This is a genomic window from Bacillus sp. FSL K6-0994 (assembly GCF_038630815.1).
Classification (GTDB): domain Bacteria; phylum Bacillota; class Bacilli; order Bacillales; family Bacillaceae; genus Bacillus; species Bacillus safensis.
The window spans coordinates 1,026,992-1,043,647 of the sequence record NZ_CP152043.1 but is presented as its reverse complement, the minus strand read 5'-3'; the positions used below and the strand labels follow the sequence as shown (position 1 = coordinate 1,043,647).

15 protein-coding genes are annotated in these 16,656 nt (G+C 42.2%); 2 read left to right on the top strand and 13 right to left on the bottom strand.

All coding sequences use genetic code 11. From position 1 onward, the window contains the following. Positions 1-25: 25 nt before the first annotated feature. From MHB69_RS05275 to MHB69_RS05250, 6 genes are read right to left on the bottom strand one after another with little or no spacing between them, the layout of a single operon-like run. Positions 26-1,840 (bottom strand): IucA/IucC family siderophore biosynthesis protein, encoded by a 1,815-nt coding sequence (locus MHB69_RS05275; protein ID WP_046310512.1) that lies wholly within the window; start codon positions 1,838-1,840, stop codon positions 26-28. 13 nt (positions 1,841-1,853) lie between these two features. Beyond that, positions 1,854-3,203 (bottom strand): lysine N(6)-hydroxylase/L-ornithine N(5)-oxygenase family protein, encoded by a 1,350-nt coding sequence (locus tag MHB69_RS05270; protein WP_340899011.1) that lies wholly within the window; start codon positions 3,201-3,203, stop codon positions 1,854-1,856. Then, positions 3,178-3,732, bottom strand: a complete 555-nt coding sequence (locus MHB69_RS05265; protein WP_024426511.1) for a GNAT family N-acetyltransferase — start codon at positions 3,730-3,732, stop codon at positions 3,178-3,180. The genes MHB69_RS05270 and MHB69_RS05265 overlap by 26 nt, the downstream gene beginning before the upstream one ends. Beyond that, positions 3,729-5,510: an IucA/IucC family protein gene (locus tag MHB69_RS05260; protein ID WP_342496063.1), complete on the bottom strand. Its 1,782-nt coding sequence runs from the start codon at positions 5,508-5,510 to the stop codon at positions 3,729-3,731. The genes MHB69_RS05265 and MHB69_RS05260 overlap by 4 nt, the downstream gene beginning before the upstream one ends. Next, on the bottom strand, positions 5,507-6,994 hold the full coding sequence (locus tag MHB69_RS05255; RefSeq protein ID WP_340899017.1) for an aspartate aminotransferase family protein: 1,488 nt from the start codon (positions 6,992-6,994) through the stop codon (positions 5,507-5,509). Before MHB69_RS05255 ends, MHB69_RS05260 begins: the two co-directional genes overlap by 4 nt. Beyond that, the gene (locus MHB69_RS05250) at positions 6,981-8,327 is read right to left on the bottom strand and encodes an aspartate aminotransferase family protein (RefSeq protein WP_034282119.1); all 1,347 of its coding nucleotides are present in this window, start codon (positions 8,325-8,327) and stop codon (positions 6,981-6,983) included. The genes MHB69_RS05255 and MHB69_RS05250 overlap by 14 nt, the downstream gene beginning before the upstream one ends. 384 nt (positions 8,328-8,711) lie before the next feature. On the opposite strand from MHB69_RS05250, the gene MHB69_RS05245 reads away from it, so the two are divergent. Next, entirely contained in the window at positions 8,712-9,248 is a 537-nt protein-coding gene (locus MHB69_RS05245) for a serine acetyltransferase (protein WP_327828081.1), read from the top strand. On the opposite strand, the gene MHB69_RS05240 is transcribed toward MHB69_RS05245, so the two are convergent. From MHB69_RS05240 to MHB69_RS05225, 4 genes are all read right to left on the bottom strand, one after another. Next, positions 9,243-9,500, bottom strand: a complete 258-nt coding sequence (locus MHB69_RS05240; protein WP_034282121.1) for a hypothetical protein — start codon at positions 9,498-9,500, stop codon at positions 9,243-9,245. The genes MHB69_RS05245 and MHB69_RS05240 overlap by 6 nt on opposite strands. A gap of 31 nt (positions 9,501-9,531) precedes the next feature. Then, positions 9,532-9,807, bottom strand: coding sequence for a hypothetical protein (locus tag MHB69_RS05235; RefSeq protein WP_024425087.1), 276 nt, complete (start codon positions 9,805-9,807; stop codon positions 9,532-9,534). Positions 9,808-9,869: 62 nt separating this feature from the next. Then, positions 9,870-10,427, bottom strand: coding sequence for a GNAT family protein (locus tag MHB69_RS05230; RefSeq protein ID WP_340899023.1), 558 nt, complete (start codon positions 10,425-10,427; stop codon positions 9,870-9,872). Between the two features lie 14 nt (positions 10,428-10,441). Beyond that, positions 10,442-11,308: an AraC family transcriptional regulator gene (locus MHB69_RS05225; RefSeq protein ID WP_340899025.1), complete on the bottom strand. Its 867-nt coding sequence runs from the start codon at positions 11,306-11,308 to the stop codon at positions 10,442-10,444. A 113-nt stretch (positions 11,309-11,421) separates the two neighbouring features. Between MHB69_RS05225 and MHB69_RS05220 the strand changes: the two genes are divergently transcribed. Further along, positions 11,422-12,798 carry an MATE family efflux transporter gene (locus MHB69_RS05220; RefSeq protein WP_340899027.1) on the top strand — a complete coding sequence of 459 codons (1,377 nt, stop codon included), beginning with the start codon at positions 11,422-11,424 and terminating at the stop codon, positions 12,796-12,798. Between the two features lie 24 nt (positions 12,799-12,822). Here the strand turns inward: MHB69_RS05220 and MHB69_RS05215 are convergent, their stop codons facing one another. Genes MHB69_RS05215 through crtI (MHB69_RS05205) form a run of 3 tightly spaced genes read right to left on the bottom strand, consistent with a single transcriptional unit; the run spans position 12,823 to position 16,644 of the window. Next, complete coding sequence (locus MHB69_RS05215; RefSeq protein ID WP_046310493.1) at positions 12,823-13,662, bottom strand: phytoene/squalene synthase family protein; 840 nt, start codon at positions 13,660-13,662, stop codon at positions 12,823-12,825. Beyond that, positions 13,655-15,130: a phytoene desaturase family protein gene (gene crtI, locus MHB69_RS05210; protein WP_034282128.1), complete on the bottom strand. Its 1,476-nt coding sequence runs from the start codon at positions 15,128-15,130 to the stop codon at positions 13,655-13,657. Before crtI (MHB69_RS05210) ends, MHB69_RS05215 begins: the two co-directional genes overlap by 8 nt. Further along, positions 15,127-16,644 (bottom strand): phytoene desaturase family protein, encoded by a 1,518-nt coding sequence (crtI, locus tag MHB69_RS05205; protein ID WP_340899030.1) that lies wholly within the window; start codon positions 16,642-16,644, stop codon positions 15,127-15,129. The genes crtI (MHB69_RS05210) and crtI (MHB69_RS05205) overlap by 4 nt, the downstream gene beginning before the upstream one ends. Between the last annotated feature and the right edge of the window lie 12 nt (positions 16,645-16,656).

Genomic DNA, 16,656 nt, shown 5'->3' with positions numbered 1-16,656 from the left:
ACACTTGATGTCTACAGCTTTTCTATTACTTCTCCCCAACTGACGAAAGAACATGAGCGAGTGCATTTGTGACCTTCCCATGCTCTGATGCATGCGGGCGGTCATCACCATCTCCATAGCCATAATCAATCATTCGATTACGATTTAAGCAAAGCTTTGTCAGCTTCGGCTGGAATAGATCAAATAATTCAAAACGATCTTTTAGCTGCGGGAATTGATTTTGATACTGCTGAATTTCTTCAGCAAGCAAACGCCAAAGAGTCGTTTCATCTAACAGATTGTGATTGTCTAATACGTTGGATACATAACGCAGATTGCAAATAAATAATCCTGTAAAGATAAATTGCACCAGACCTTCTGGCGGCTCACTGCGCAGCACTTCTTTTAAATCTTCTTCTAATGAAGCTAATTCAGGCAGCGGCTGGTCACTTATATTCACATCATCAACGAAATCTTTGATCGCCAAACGATGCGGCTGATGATTTTTTAACACAAGAATTGTATTTTGCCCATGCGGTGAAAAGACTGTGCCGTATTGATACATAAAGTGTAAAAGCGGCGGCATCACGACATGGAAAAACTTCGCCATCCATTCTTTTGCTGAGAGACCTGATTTTTCAATCAGCTGCTTGATATATGGCTCACCTTCATGATCCTCATAAGTGAGTGCCGCAAGTGTAACAGGGCTCTCCCCTTCTTCTAAGTACGTATAAATGCTTTCTCTAAAAATGACACCGAGCATCTCAAGATATTGATACGGCGCACCAGGCAGTTTGCTGTAGTATGGATGATCGACATTGATACTTGCATTCTCACCTGGTAAAATGACGCGGCAGACATCAGATAAAAATGAGTCTTGATCGGCAATCCCTTTAATATGCGCTGTAATGCGCGGGGCAATGACCGTACGTTCTGATGGGAGTCCACGGTACACGAGTGTATTTAAAATACTCATTGGCAGTTTAATATGATGCTTGCCTTTGTTTGAGATATTTGTAAAGGTTCTGATCGACTGCTGCGGGATATATTGATCCAGTCCCTCTCCCAAATACACAATCCGGCGCAAGGCCAAATCTTCCGGGAAATGCTGAATAATCATATGCGTCCACTGCCACTGATGGACAGGCATCATATAATAGTCAGCTGCATTCAGTCCTTCATCCTTTAACACACGCTGAAATTGACGAATCGTGACTTCATCTAATTCTTTGGCGATCACCTGCTCATAGTTTTCATGATCGACTGCATGGAATGTCGCAAGCTCTCTATGTACAGCAATCCAAGACAGCTGCACACATTCCTGCCGTTCTGGTGCATAAGCTAAGTAATCATCGTAGCTGAATCCTATACGTCCTTTGTTATACACAATCCAAGGATGGCCTGTCATTTCTCCTTCAATCCATGCATAATCCGTATCTGTCAGTTCATCCGCACGAAGTGCTTTTTTCGACAGCAAATGGACATCGGCTAACAAAGTATGGTGAAGCTCTTTGATAAGATGGCCTGTTGTATCAGAAGACATGGGAATGATCGGCTGAATGTCTAGTAAAAACACAATGGCACTGACATCCTTTGACCATTTTCCATCTTGACAGCACTCAATTGATTCAGCGATTGTATCAAAACTATCAAACAACCGAGGTTTTGCCAGATAACGATATTTCTTATGTTCGTGAATGATTAATTCATACTGCGCGATGCCATCCTTACAATCCAGCTCAACAGGATGAAGCATGTCCTCATACATATATTCAGACAGCATTTTTGCCACCATTCGCTGGTTTGCCTTTTTCCAAGCAGCAGGATTCACCGCTTTTTTCAATTCATCTTGTACACTCATCGCTTCATCCTCCTTATCCTTTGATTTCTTCAAATGTGTGTGCGTTCTTGTGTGTACCAAATGTCTGGAAGACATGCTTTTGATAAAGTGGATACACGGTTTGACGAGCAAGTTCATTGATGATCACACTGTTTCGATAAGCCCCCAGCCCCAAATCTGGAGCGCCGACCCCATGTGTATGAAGCTCTGCATTTTGTACAAAAATATCATTTTCACCCATCGTATTTGTTTTCAAACGATATTCACGTTCAACTTGGAAACGTCCTTGATCATCCCATTGAATGTGATGAGAAATAGGGTTGATAAACGGCGGCAGAACGGATTGATAGCCAGTCGCCAATACGACAATATCCGTTTCATGTGTAAAGGATTCTTCCTTGACCCATTGCGTACATGAAAGTGATAACCCGCCCGCTGTTTCCTCAATCAAGTTGACCTCTGTCATGGCTTGAAGCACTGTGTTCAGCTGGTTTCCGCATGCAGAACGTTCATAAAGCAAATGATAAATATCACGAATCATCGCCGAACTGATACCTTTATACAGCAAGTCTTGCTGTTTTAATAACGCATCCTTTTTGGCTTGCGGAAGCTCATAAAAGAAATCAATATAGTCAGGGGAGAAATACTCAAGTCCAAGGTTTGAATATTCCATTGGGAAAAATCCTTTTGACCGTGTGAACCAGTGAATATCCTTCGCCTCATCATCTGATAAAATGTCATAAAACACTTCTGCCGCACTTTGACCAGAGCCGATAACTGTCACAGATTTCCCTTTGAAACAGCCTTCTTTCTTTCGTTTTAAATAGTCAGCTGAGTGAAAAACCTTCTCTCCTAAAGCTGGCTGGAGCGATGCGGGTATCGCCGGCTGCGTGCCAATTCCTAAGACGAGATGTTTGCTTTCAAACACCTCTACAGTTTGGTCCTTTACATGACGGACATGCACTTCATACCGCTTTTCCCCTGCCTTTTCGATCAGTGAGACAGATTCGACATTCATGCCGAATCGGCAAGAGTCTAACTGGTCAGCGACCCAGCGGCAATAATGACTGTATTCCTTGCGCGGGATATGGAAGTCTTCTAGAAAGTAAAATGAATACAAACGGTTTTGTTCCTGCAAATAGTTGAGGAAGCTATATTTGCTTTTCACATCTGCCATGCTGACAAGGTCCGCTAAAAAAGGGACTTGCAGTGTTGTCCCTTCAATGAGCATCCCTGGGTGCCAGTGAAAGGCTTCATTTCTTTCAAAAAACAAAGCGTCGATTTCATTTACCTCTTCAGATAATGCGGCAAGCCCGAGATTAAACGGGCCAATGCCGATCCCAATTACATCCACTATATTATTTTGCTTGTTGAACCGCGTCATGGTTATACTTCCTTTCGAATCGTTCTCGATCACAAAACATCAAAAGACCTGTTTTATCGGGTAAAGTGACTGGTTTCACACGTTCGAAGCCGCATTTTTCAAATACATGAATCATTTTTTCATTGCGAATATCCGGCTCAGCAACGATTTTTTCTGTTCGTTTGTTCTGCTCAAATTGAAATGCTGTCATTGCCTGAAGGAGCGGCGCAGCAAATCCTTTTCCCACATAATCCGGCTCCCCTATTAACAGGTGGATGCCTTGATCATGCGGAGAAGGCTCATAGTAGGATTCAATGATATCCCCTTTCACGTTGTAAGCCTCAAAATAACTCATTGGCGTCCCATCAATCGTGCCTAAATAAAGGGTTTGATGCGGATCATGTATGGCCTGATAAAAATGCTTTTCAAAAGCAGGAAATGGAATATTCAAATGCCAAAATGGGTGAACGTACTCTTCTTGCATCCACTTATGGACAAGCTGGACATCTCTTTCATATTCAGCACGAATAAACCTGATGCGATGCCTCATCCAATCAGCGCCTCCTTATGTAAAAAGAGCGGATTCAAGACAGCCGTGTAACGAGACTGTGTTTCCAGAGATCCTGTCAGCTCATCCATATCTTCAAATCGTGTCAGCAAATTCGCTTTTGAAGGAAGTTCTTTTGAGCGGAGAAGGCTGTTAGTCAGATCAGATGCTCCGTACGTCTCCTCATGAGCGAGCAATGTATCTCTCACGAGTGCCAGCAAATCTTCTTCCTTTGCTAGACCTTCTGTGCCAAAGCCATTAATGAGACCAAATAAATGATTAAAGAAGAAATAATAACGGAGTCTCTCAACGGCTACATCATCCGCACAAATGGTTTCACTTCTTACGCTCAAGTTTTGAACTAGATTTGCGAGCTTATCTTTTTTTGATTCACTATAATAGTAGCCTTGGTTGTCACGATAATAGAAAGTCTCTGGATAACCATCCTTCATTTGCACAACAGCATTTTGCTGATGGGCCTCGAGTGCAAGACCATACGTTTCAAACAGCCAGAGCATCGGTTTTAACGAAATGGTCAAATATTGTTTAAACCAATCTTGGCTGACCGCTTCAGTTGACCGGCCTTCTGAATCTGCAAGTTTATGAATAATTCCTGCTAATCTCGATTTTCCTCCGTACGCATGATCCTGACATAGCCCAGCAATTAAGCTTGCGCCTTTTTCACGATGCAAGAATGGATTTTGACGAATGACCACTTCAAAGCCTGATTCCGCTTCATCTCCTCGAATAGAGAGATATGCAGGATCTTCAATGACACGGAATCCAGAGAATTTTTCATATAAAGAAACGCCTAATTCTGTTTTTAAGATGCGGGACATCTCTACTCCTCGATCCAGTTCCTTTTGTTTATTGATACGTAAAGAGTTCGTAATTTTCACAGGAACAGAGAATTTGAGCATGTAAGCAGAATCCTTTTGATAGACCGTTCTAAAGGATGAGGTCGCTGTGTATTCAGACCCGAGCGGTCCTAAATAAGTCAGTTTCCCCTCCTCTATATAACGCTTCACGAATGCCTTCTCCATGACCACTTTGACTTGCAGCGGATGAATCGGAATGAGCACAAATTCTCCGTTTTCTGTTAACCTATTCAGTCTCTCTGTTTCTTCTGGCACCTGACGCGAAAGCTCTTCTAACATGAGGCTTGCCGCAGATTGTGAAATAGACGAATCCTGAAGCACAATCGAATGGTGCGCTTTAAAGTAATGAAGCTGGAAAGCTCCTTTCAGCTCAGGAGAATAGACGGCTTCCTCCTCTTCTGTCATCCCTTGTCTGCTTTTGGGTGTAGGATGTGTTAAATGTCCAAGGAGAAGTGACTGCTCAGCCTCGATGTACTCAAAATCAGCTTGAGATAAAGCAGCTTGATCACTTTCTCTCTCCCGTAAGAATCGTTCAATATTTCGGCAGCTTAAAATGATGCGAAGCATGAATTCATCCTCTGCATCAGTGCGGCCATATGCAATGAGAAGCTCCTTTGAACATAAAGCAACAAGTGTCGTGTAATCGACGATCGTTCCCTCTTTTTCGCTGCCACTTGGACGAAAGCGAATCGGAAAATCAAAGAGATGGCGGCCTACAGATGAAAAATATCGGATCGGAATCACAAGCTCAAGGTCTTGCTTTGCTAGATTTCCCACGAATACAAGCGAACCATCTGCTTTCGTCTCTTTTTTTGCAGATCGATCGATTCCTGTTTCACGTAAAAAACAGTTTAAAAAGCTTTGCATAGTTGCATTTTCAGCCATTTGTTTATATTGACTCAACGTAGTACCCTCCCGGATTGAATATGAGCGATCCCGATATCAACGATGTCAGAAAGGATTTCCTCAATATGTGTGATTGTCGTTCTCGGATTTAACAAAGTGAATTTTAAGCATGTTTGACCATCCACCACTGTTTTCGCAATGACAGCAGTTCCTGATTTGAATAACGTTCGATGGATGATTTTATTGATGTCATCCGCCCCCTTAAATCGAAACACAACTGCATTGATTTCTGGCTCAGGATTGATCACGTCAAGGTGATCATTGCTCTCAATAAGCGCGGCCACATCCTTCGCAAAATCAATGGTATGGTCAATGATGTCACCAAACCCTTCCTCCCCAATCAGACGAAGAGAAAGAAGCAATTTCAGTGCGTCAAACCGGCGCGTCGTTTGCACAGATTTATGGACAAGATGTAGTATTCCATCCAGTTCATCTTCCTTTGGATTGAGATAATCTGCATGATAATGAATCAAACCAAAATGTCTTTTATCCTTCAGCAAAAATGCTCCGCAGGAGATCGGCTGATAAAATTGTTTATGAAAGTCAATCGTGATGGAATCAGCAAGTTCAATACCGTCTAATTTATTCCCGTAGGTTTCGCTTAATACAAGCGCTCCGCCGTAGGCAGCATCTGCGTGAATCCATAGACCGTATGGCTTGACGATGTCATACACATCTCGAACCGGGTCAATACTGCCAAAATCAGTTGTCCCGCAAGTCGCCACTACCGCAAAAGGCAGGAGATCTTGTTCCTTTAATTCAACAAGTTTCTTCTTCAAATCGTTGAGGTCCATGCGGTGATGCTCATCTGTCTCTACCAGAACAACTGCCTGCTCCCCTAAGCCTAGCTGGGATGCAGATTTCTTCACAGTGAAATGAGCATTCTTAGAACAAAGAATTCTCATGCGGTGAGCCTCACTCGGCAAGCCTTTCTGCTGAACATTCCATTGCCATGTGTTTTCACAAAATGCATCTCTTGCAAGAAGCAGTCCCATGTAGTTAGATTGGGTGCCACCGCTCGTAAATGTCCCATCTGCTAGATTTCCATAAGAAAACTTCGCACATAGCCACTTTAAAATTTCCTCCTCAACCAAAGATGCAATACCGCTTTGATCGAAGGAATCCATTGATTGGTTAAAGGAGCTCACTATCACCTCTGCGGCAAGTGCAGGGATAAGCGGCGGACAATGCAAATGTGCCAAGCATTTAGGATGCGATACATCAACGAGATGCGGCAAAAGGTGCTGCTGTATATCTTGAAAGACAGATTCCATTGATTCGCCAGACGGTTGAAGCTGAAATAAGGATTCGACACTAGCCGCTAATTTCCCAGGCAATATTCCGCTATATGGACCTTGGTCTTTTTGCCACTGATCCAGTAAGCTGTCGATAGATGTATGAAGAGCCGCTCGGAAGGACTCTCTTCCAAGCTGGCTTTGATTGATAAATAATGAATCCACAGAAGCTTTAGTTGATTGCATCGTAAACGGCCTCTTTGAAAATAGCGATGACTTGTTCAAGCTGTTCTTCTGTCATGATCAATGGCGGTAAGAATCGAATAACGCTACCGAAACGGCCTCCTGTCTCTACAATTAAGCCTTTGTCGAAGCAATTCTTTTGAATGAGACTGGCTAGCTCAGGATTTGCTGGATAACTTCCATCCACATCCTGCTTTTCATTTGGATTGACTATTTCAGCACCAATCATTAATCCTCTTCCTCGAACATCACCAATAGCAGGTACATTTTTTTGAATGTCTTTTAGATAAGCCTGCATGCGATCCCCTAGCTGGTCTACATGATCAAGCAGATTGGTTTCTTTTATAAATTTAAGCGTAGCGGTTCCTGCAGCCATCGCCATTTGATTTCCTCTAAATGTGCCAATGTGTGCACCTGGATTCCATTGATCCAAATCTTGATCATAAATCACAACTGAAAGCGGCAGGCTTCCACCAATGGCTTTAGATAATACAATAACGTCTGGCACAATTCCCGCATGTTCAAAGGCAAACATCTTGCCTGTTCGGCCAATGCCTGATTGAACCTCATCGATAATGAGCGGAATGCCTTTTTCTTTTGTGATTCTTCTCATTTCTTTTATCCATTCAATAGATGCTGGAATTGAACCTCCCTCACCTTGCACTGCTTCAAAGATCATACCTGCTGGTGGAAGAATACCACTTTCAGGATCATTTAATACACGCTCAATATAAGAGCTGGAAATGCGGTGTGAATCTTTCCCGCCAATGCCAAATGGGCAGCGATATTCATATGGATAAGGCATGAAATGCACATCTGGAATTAACCCTTGCACTCTTTCCTTTGGAGACAAATTTCCGCTTAATGACATCGTGCCATGTGTCGCACCGTGATAAGCACCGTGGAAAGAAAGAATGGAGCGATTTCCTGTCGCTGTCTTGACTAATTTAATCGCAGCTTCTATGGCATCACCGCCAGTTGGTCCACAAAATTGAATTTTTGCTCTCTTTGCAAACTCTTCTGGCAGGTGAGAAAAAATTTCATTCACAAATTCTTCTTTAATTTCTGAGGTTATGTCCAACGTATGCAATGGTCTTTTTTCATGAAGCATACGTTCAATAGCTTCTATAACAACCGGATGATTGTGACCAAGTGCAAGTGTTCCTGCGCCTGCCAGACAGTCATAAAACTCTCTGCCATCTGCATCTGTCACGATCATACCCTCGGCTTTTTGCATGGCTAACGGGAACCGTCTCGGGTAAGACCTTGCATTAGATTCTCTTTGACTTTGCTGCTCTAAAAATTGCTGATTTTTAGAAACGGTTTTGATGGACATAATAAAACACTCCTCCAATTGATAAAGATTATCATTTTCATTTATTAGCCTAGAGGATGTGAGATAGGAAAGTCAATTGTATTCAAAAAGATGATTCAAAAAGCATATGAATGCAATATTCTCTTTTTAATGAGTATTTTCGAGTAATTTTTACAAACCTTACTGCCATAAGGAGATGGAACGCATGAGACGGTTTGATATTGAAAAAAATTACAAATCATTCTTCCTGGTTCTTTTGTTCTACTCAACTCAAAGCGCTTATTTTATGAAGAAATTTGGATGAAATGAAGGTAGAAAATTGAAGAAGTAACATCATTTTTTCTTGATATAAATGGTTTGGATGGTATAATTTCTCTGAAACATAAAGGGATGGAGGGGAATTTGATGATTTTTACAAAGCACGATCTTCACCATTACTTAACGCAGGATAAGAAAGCATTAGCGATCACGCGCAGAAGACCAAAGTGGTTTGGGGACGATATATGGAAATATCAAAGGTATTTGCGAAAATATGAATACTATTCTAATAGCGGCGCTCTACTGCGCAAATGGTTTTATCGCTATTTACATAAAAAGAAAGGCATGCAGCTTGGCTTTGATATTCCGGTTGGCGTCTTTGGCCCCGGCCTTAGAATCAATCATAGTGGTCTCTTAATTGTGAATAAGCACGCAAAAATTGGGGCATTTTGTGATATTCATCAAGGGGTGAATATTGGCCAAAACCATTCCGAAAAGGATGTACCAACCATTGGAGATCACGTATGGATTGGCCCCGGTGCTAAGCTGTTTGGAGACATTTACATTGCAAATCATATTTCAATCGGAGCAAATGCCGTGGTGAATCGTTCCTTTCATGAAGAGCAGATCGTCATTGCTGGTGTACCGGCTCAAAAGGTAAAAGAAAAAGGCCCTTCTTCATGAAGGCGCCTGATAAAAAAGAATAACACCGATCAAAACAGAGATGAGCAGCATGAGATAAAACAAGATGGTTAAAATCAAGATCGTCCAGCCCAGCCCCTTCCTCTCTGTCTTGATCAAATAAATACCGAGTACGATGGTGCTAAATAGCACGCCTAAAACAGCCCACAGCCATTTGTCTTTGTTATGTTTTGGCGCATCAAACCATAAATAGATGGCAACAGCAAGTGAAACGAATAGACCCGTTAATCTCAAGATTAAACTCCCCCTTATGTATAGGCGCTCTCTATGATGCGTTTGAGTATCCGAAGATCAGCAACAGGAAGTAAAAGACAAAGACTAGTATAACAATAGAATAGATGATGATGGACACGATCAGAACTGTCCAGCCCAATCCTTTTCTTCCTGTTTTGATGAGGTATATCCCAAATGCAAAGAGCCCGAATAAAAGACCTAAAATAGACCATAACCATTTATTTTTCCCATGTTTTGGTGCATCTATCAATAGATAGATTGCGACTAAAATAGAAACAAACCATCCAGTTATCCAGCCCACATTCATCTGCCACCCTTCTTCTTCAGTTTATTCCATTATATGATTCTTTTTTCCTAAAAAATAATGATTCAGAGGATATTGCGCGGGAGGCTTCGCCATTCTTCTCTCAACATTCCGTAGCGCATTGAATCATAATAAACCCCTTGATAATAACGGACCTTTCTCAGTCTCCCCTCAAGGACAAATCCGCATTTCTCTGCGCACCGCATCATCCGTTCATTCCCTGACCAAGTTGTTAAACCAATTCGAGGAATATCAATATGCGTAAATAACACATCAATCCATAGATTTAATGCCTTTGTCCCAATACCCCCGCTCCAAAAACGTGAGTCATAAATGATAATACCGCATTCAAGCCACCGTGTACGTTCATTCTCCCAATAATATGATACGGTGCCTTTGATATCACCATCTATTTCAATGCCATATAGCTTTTGGGGAATGGATTCTTCCTGTAAGTACCGTTTCTTAAATGCAGCAAGCGGGATTTCGTGTTCATAAAAATAAGGGGCATTCCATTTTCGATAGGACTGGTCTGATGCTTTAAATTTTAAATGCCACACCGTCTCTAAGTCCGTTTCGGTTAATGGACGTATGTTCACAAGCTCTTCCTTTTCTTTTTTCATCTGTTCACCTTCCTTTACTTTGTTGTTCTTTTTGCTAAATGACGGTATTCAATCGGCGTCATGCCTTCATTTTGCCGAAACAGCTTAGAAAAATAAGTAGGGTCGTCAATACCTACATGATCTGCAATGGCAGCGATTTTTTCATTCGTTGAGGCCAGCATACTTTTGGCTTTTTCGATTTTGAGACGATGGCTGTACTGGTTTGGCGTCAATCCATACACCGTCTGCATACATCTTGTCATGTAATCAGGATGATAGTGCAGTTTCTCTGCAAGCTGCTCCATGTGTAATTTCTCCATAAAGTGATGCTCAAGATAATGAACCACTTCTGATGCGACAGTCTCCTTTGCACTTGGAATATGGAATGCTTCCTTTTGCAGGTGAATGAGCATTTCCTCAAATAATAGCTGTTTTTTCAGCGGAAGTTCAGATGCATCATGATTTAGTGCTCTCATCGCTGAAAGGTGTTTTTTTAACACACTTCGCCCTTTCACTTTTCCTAAACGGGGCAGACTAAATTCATAGGTTGCCGGCTTTTCGAAGGTCGCTTGATTTTGTTTCATATCAATCCAGTGTTCTCTCGGCCGGTTCGTCAGCTCAAATCGGTCAATTGAGAAATGCAGCCACTCATAGTGGGTTTCCTCTTCACACGGCAGATGTCCACCATGAGACAGGCCCGGTGAGAGAATCATATATTCACCTTCTTTTACATGAAAAGCCTCCTCGCCATCTGTCATCCATAGTTCACCTTTTGTGATATAGAGAAGATCAAATACAGTGAAGGTTCTTGAGATATGTCTTTCTCCTTGATGAAATCCCCCTTTACCTGAAGCAATATAAATAGGAAACGGCGGTACAGTAAATGTAATAAATCGATCCATATTCATCCCCTTATGAAGTCGGATTTCTCCAATAAGTTTCGGTTTCATCTCTTCTTATTATAGTCGATGCACGGTACACTATAAATCGGATTTATACGAAAGGAGGCTATGTGATGAAATCTCAAACCCTGTCATATGAAAAGGTTCAAGCCAAAGATGAGAAAACACACCCTTCATTATTTGCATTAACTTGGCCTATTTTTATCGAAATCTCTTTATATATGCTCATGGGTAGCGCTGATACACTTATGCTCAGCCAATACTCCGATAACAGTGTGGCCGCAGTAGGTGTAAGCAACCAGCTCCTGAATTTATTAATTGTCATGTTCAGCTTCATTACAACAGGAACGACCATTGTGATTGCGCAGCTTTTAGGAGCTGACCGCAAGAAGGAAGCGACTCAAGTCGCCTATGTCTCACTAGGAACCAACTTCTTGATCAGCTTTGTCATTAGTCTCCTCATGTTTGTGTTAGCTGTTCCAATCCTGCACATGATGGGCTTATCAAGTGAACTCATGCCGGATGCGGTGGTCTTTTTACAAATTGTCGGCCTGCTTTCTTTTATTCAAGCACTCATTATGACGTATAGTGCTATTTTAAAAAGCTACGGATATACAAGAGACACGATGTATGTCACCATCGGAATGAATTTGCTAAACGTTGCCGGCAATTATTTGGTCATTTTTGGTCCGTTTGGCTTTCCTGTATTAGGTGTCATGGGTGTTGCCTTTTCAACCTCGCTGGCTCGTTTGATCGGATTGATGGCGATGATCCTCATTGTCCGCCGCCGAATTGGATTGCGCTTTTCACTGAAGAGTATGTTTCACATCCAGCGGACGCATTTAAAAAAGCTGCTGAAAATTGGCATTCCTTCTGCTGGAGAGCAGCTTTCTTATAACGGCTCTCAAATGATTATTACACTGTTTATTACATTTATGGGAACGCAGGCTTTAGCCGCAAAGGTCTACACTCAAAATTTGATGATGTTTATTATGTTGTTTGGTGCAGCGATTAGCCAAGGGACACAGATTTTAATCGGGCGCCATATTGGAGCGAAAGAATTTGATGCTGCCTACCGCAGATGTATGAAAAGCTTATACTGGGCCATTGGGATCTCTCTTCTTTCTTCCACTGCTTTATCTTTATCATCGACGCATTTGCTTACCTTTTTCACTAGCAATCGTGAAATCATTGAAATCGCCGCCGCACTTCTCCTATTGACGATCATTTTAGAGCCGGGACGCTCTTTTAATATGGTCATTATTAATTCATTGCGGGCTGCTGGTGACGCGAAGTTTCCAGTGTATATGGCGATGATTTCAATGTGGGGAATTGGGCTTCCGATCGCTTATTTGTTAGGCATTCAGTTTGAAATGGGGCTCATCGGGGTTTGGATTTCTTTTATTGTGGATGAATGGGTAAGAGGTATCTTCATGTATAGGCGCTGGCGTTCCAGAGTATGGACGGAGTATCGTTTTTCTTCCACATAAAAAGGACTGCGGTGCAGTCCTTTTTTACGTAATATCTTCTAAAATAAGTGCTTTTTCCTGTTTTGAAATAAATGCTCGCTCTGTAAAGACGCGGTATTCGTTTTCTCTTGTTTTATCTAAAATGGCTTTATAAAAGTAGGCTGCTGCTTTCACCGGTATTCGTGAATAGAGCGGGAATTCATGAAGATGGTCAAAAAACTCCTCGTAGTATGCCTCTGCCTCAAAGGCAATGTACTCCCAGACGTGCTGGAAGGCTTGATTCACAATCCCTTCCTGCAATTCTTGCTCTGTGTACCCGAATTGATCCATCACTTGCTTTGGCAAATAAATGCGGTCTCTTTCAGCCTGATCTTCGCCGATATCTCGAAGGATGTTGGTTAGCTGCATAGCAATCCCTAACGAAATGGCTGCTTCTTTTAGCTGCTCTTTTTTACGCGGTGCAATAATGGGAAGGAGCATAAGCCCAACTGTACTAGCAACATGATAGGAATAGATGAGCAGTTCATCCAACGTTTCGTATCGCTGCTGCTCTAAATCCATCTCCTGTCCTTGGAGCAGGTCACGGAACGGGGCTTCATCCATCCGAAACTCTTGAAATGTATGCTCTAGCGCCACCCATATTGGATCATTCCGGTCTACCTCACCTTGTAAAAATCGATCAAACGAAACCCGAAAGGATGCAAGGTCCTCTTTTGGCGAAGGGGATTCATCTACAATGTCATCTGCTCTACGGCAAAAGGAATATACCGCCCAGACGGCCTGTCTTTTCTTTTTAGGCAGCATGGAAAAGGCCCGGTAAAACGTTTTTGAATGGGTTTGAATGGTTTCCTCACACACTTTTAATGCTGTTTGTACATCAACCACTTAGCTTCACTTCCTTTCTATCATTCAAATCTTTTAGTAGTACAGAAGCCATAAGCTTCGCACTTTGCATCACGATCGGCACCCCGCCGCCCGGATGGATGGAAGCACCTGCCGCATAAAGATTATCTGTCTCACTGACCTTCACTTGCGGGCGGAAGACACCTGATTGAAACAAATTAGGCGCAAGTCCAAAGCTGCCGCCTTCAAACAATCCTTCTCGCAAGGAATCATTTGGTGTTCTGACCTTTTTCCAGACAATCGACTCTCGCAATCTCGGAAAGCCTCTTTTCTCAAGGACATCCACCATCTTCTCGACAAACTCTGTCTCCTCTTCCCAGTTGATATGATCTCCTGAAGGAACGGGAACGAGCATGTATAGAACACTGCAACCTTCTGGGGCAAGAGATGGATCAATGATCGATGGATTAAATGTATAAAACGACGGGTCTTGAGGAATCGTTTTCGTTTGAAAAACTTCTTTCATATGCTGATCAAAGTGTTCTCCCATAAAAAATTGATGAACAGGTGCTTCATGATACATCTTGTTTAACCCGAGATACACCATCACACAGCCAGAGGACGGCACGTATTTCCGGCGATCTTGTTCGTCTAAACCAAGCTGTTTTAACGCAGCTGGATAATCTCCATTGATCACAAATGCATCAGCGGTTTCATATTCATCATTTACTTTAGCTTTGACTGCCCGTTTCCCCTCAAACACCAATTGCGTGACTTCTTCATTTTTTCTTACATGCACACCCATTTTGATGAGCTGCCCTTCCAATATATCTACTAAACTCGCATAGCCGCCTTTTAAATAGTAGATTCCATGCGCGTGCTCACTATAGGACACAAGCGAATAAATAGCCGATGCTTCATACGGGTTTCCCCCAACATAGAGGGTTTGAAGTGCGTATGCATCTCGCAGGCGTTCGTCTGAGAAATATTTTTTCAGAGCACTTTGTACCGTTCGATACGCCTTTAATTTCATTAAAATCTTCATATTCGCTTTTGTAAAAAATGTACGTTTTTCGTGAAATGATTTTTCTAGAAAGGCTTGCTGCCCTTCTTGAAACCGGTCTGTCATTTCTTCCATAAACCTCAGGAACCCTTGATCTTCCTTTGGAAATACACGTCTGATTTCATCTAGCTGACGAAGTGCATCAGAGTATTTCGTATAGGAGGTTCCATCTTGATATTGAATTGTGTACAGCGGATCAAGCTGCAGCAGATCAAGAGATGAATCGTCAATTCCTACCTCATGTAAAATGCCTTTTAACATGTCAGGAAGTAGGACAATGGTCGGACCTTCATCTACTTTATATCCTTTCTCACGTACAAAAGCAAGTCTCCCGCCAAGCCGTTCATTTTTTTCGACAAGGGTGACATCATGTCCCGCTTTTTTTAAATAAAGCGCTGAGATCATTCCGCCAATACCGCCGCCTGCAATTAATATATGTTTTTTCATGAGGCGCTCCCCTTTTCTTGATGCGGCATTGTTTTGTGTGAATGTTTCTCTTTTTTAAGAATGGCATTTGTCGTGATACGTGCTGATTCTAAAATGGTTGGCAGTCCGCTTCCTGGATGTGTTCCTCCTCCAACGAGCCAGCAGTGCTTTAATTCATCAAATTCATTGTGCGGCCTTAGGACCATCATCTGCGTCAGCTGGTGGCCGAGGTTAAATGTAGCTCCTTCATATACGTAAAGGTCTTCCTCCCATTGCTTCGGTGTGATCATCCGCTCGACTTCTATATGCTGTCTCACATTCTGAAAGCCTGTTTTCCGCTCCAATGTATCCAGCACAAGCTCTCTAAATTCATCTTGATGCGCCTCCCAATCAATACCGCTTTGGTTATTGGCAACTGGAGCCAGCACATAAAGAGCTGATTTTCCTTTTGGAGCAAGTGAGTCATCGGTTACACTTGCATTTTGAATATAAATAGACGGGTCATCTGGCAGCTCATATGTCTTCGTAATGCCTTTGACAAATCTAGCATAATCATCGGAAAAAACGATGGTATGATGCGGCTCATCATATATGGTATCCAGTCCTAAATAAAGCATAAAGGTAGAGCAAGAGAATTTTTTCTTTTTTAATTTCTTCTCGCTGTATTTCTTTAAGAGTCCTGGCTCGACAAGCTTTGTCATCACATGTGCAAAGTCTCCATTGACGACAACCTCATCTGCTTGTATTTCTTCCCCAGATTCTAAACGAATGCCTTTTACTTTCCTTCCCTCCGTGAGCAGCTTTTCAACGCCAGCTGACAGATGAATCTCTGCTCCAGCTTCAAGCGCGGCCTTTGCCATCGATTCTGACAGCTGATTGACACCGCCCTTCGGATGAAATACACCTGTGTCATGTTCCATAAACGAAAGGATCGAGAACGCACCAGGGCATTCCCACGGGGACATTCCTAAGTACTTTGATTGAAATGTAAAAGCATATTTCACTGATTCATTCGAAAAATAGTCTGACAGCACATCATACAAACTTTTATTTAGTGAAAGCTGTGGAAGTGCTTTGATCACCTTCAGGCGAAGGTAATGATGAAAGCGGTCCATTTTACTTTGTAGAATTGGTGTCAAACGATCCATTTTGCGCTTTGTATCCTTCATAAATCTTAGATACCCTTCGCCCTCACCAGGTGCAAAGGCTTCTAATCGTTTGTACATTTCATCGCGATCCCGAATCATATCGAGCTGATTGTCTTGAAATATTAATCTATACATCTCTTTTAATTCAATCACATCAATATAGTCATAAAGATTTTTACCAGCAAAGGTGAACAGCTCCTCTGCAATATAAATCATGCTGAGAAAGGTAGGACCTGTATCAAACGTGAAATCACCAAGTTGAAACTTAGCGTTACGCCCGCCAACAAAGGGCTGTTTTTCGTATACATGAACATCATGTCCTTTGCTTTGAAGCATCATAGCTGCTGCAAGGCCCCCTGGTCCCGCTCCGATCACAATGATTTTCATTATCCTTTTTCC

Coding starts and splice junctions, on each gene's coding strand:
- MHB69_RS05275 (WP_046310512.1), bottom strand. CDS start 1,840: ATGAGTGTACAAGATGAATTGAAAAAAGCGGTGAATCCTGCTGCTTGG.
- MHB69_RS05270 (WP_340899011.1), bottom strand. CDS start 3,203: ATGACGCGGTTCAACAAGCAAAATAATATAGTGGATGTAATTGGGATC.
- MHB69_RS05265 (WP_024426511.1), bottom strand. CDS start 3,732: ATGAGGCATCGCATCAGGTTTATTCGTGCTGAATATGAAAGAGATGTC.
- MHB69_RS05255 (WP_340899017.1), bottom strand. CDS start 6,994: ATGCAATCAACTAAAGCTTCTGTGGATTCATTATTTATCAATCAAAGC.
- MHB69_RS05250 (WP_034282119.1), bottom strand. CDS start 8,327: ATGTCCATCAAAACCGTTTCTAAAAATCAGCAATTTTTAGAGCAGCAA.
- MHB69_RS05245 (WP_327828081.1), top strand. CDS start 8,712: ATGATTTTTACAAAGCACGATCTTCACCATTACTTAACGCAGGATAAG.
- MHB69_RS05235 (WP_024425087.1), bottom strand. CDS start 9,807: ATGAATGTGGGCTGGATAACTGGATGGTTTGTTTCTATTTTAGTCGCA.
- MHB69_RS05230 (WP_340899023.1), bottom strand. CDS start 10,427: ATGAAAAAAGAAAAGGAAGAGCTTGTGAACATACGTCCATTAACCGAA.
- MHB69_RS05225 (WP_340899025.1), bottom strand. CDS start 11,308: ATGGATCGATTTATTACATTTACTGTACCGCCGTTTCCTATTTATATT.
- MHB69_RS05220 (WP_340899027.1), top strand. CDS start 11,422: ATGAAATCTCAAACCCTGTCATATGAAAAGGTTCAAGCCAAAGATGAG.
- crtI (WP_034282128.1), bottom strand. CDS start 15,130: ATGAAAAAACATATATTAATTGCAGGCGGCGGTATTGGCGGAATGATC.
- crtI (WP_340899030.1), bottom strand. CDS start 16,644: ATGAAAATCATTGTGATCGGAGCGGGACCAGGGGGCCTTGCAGCAGCT.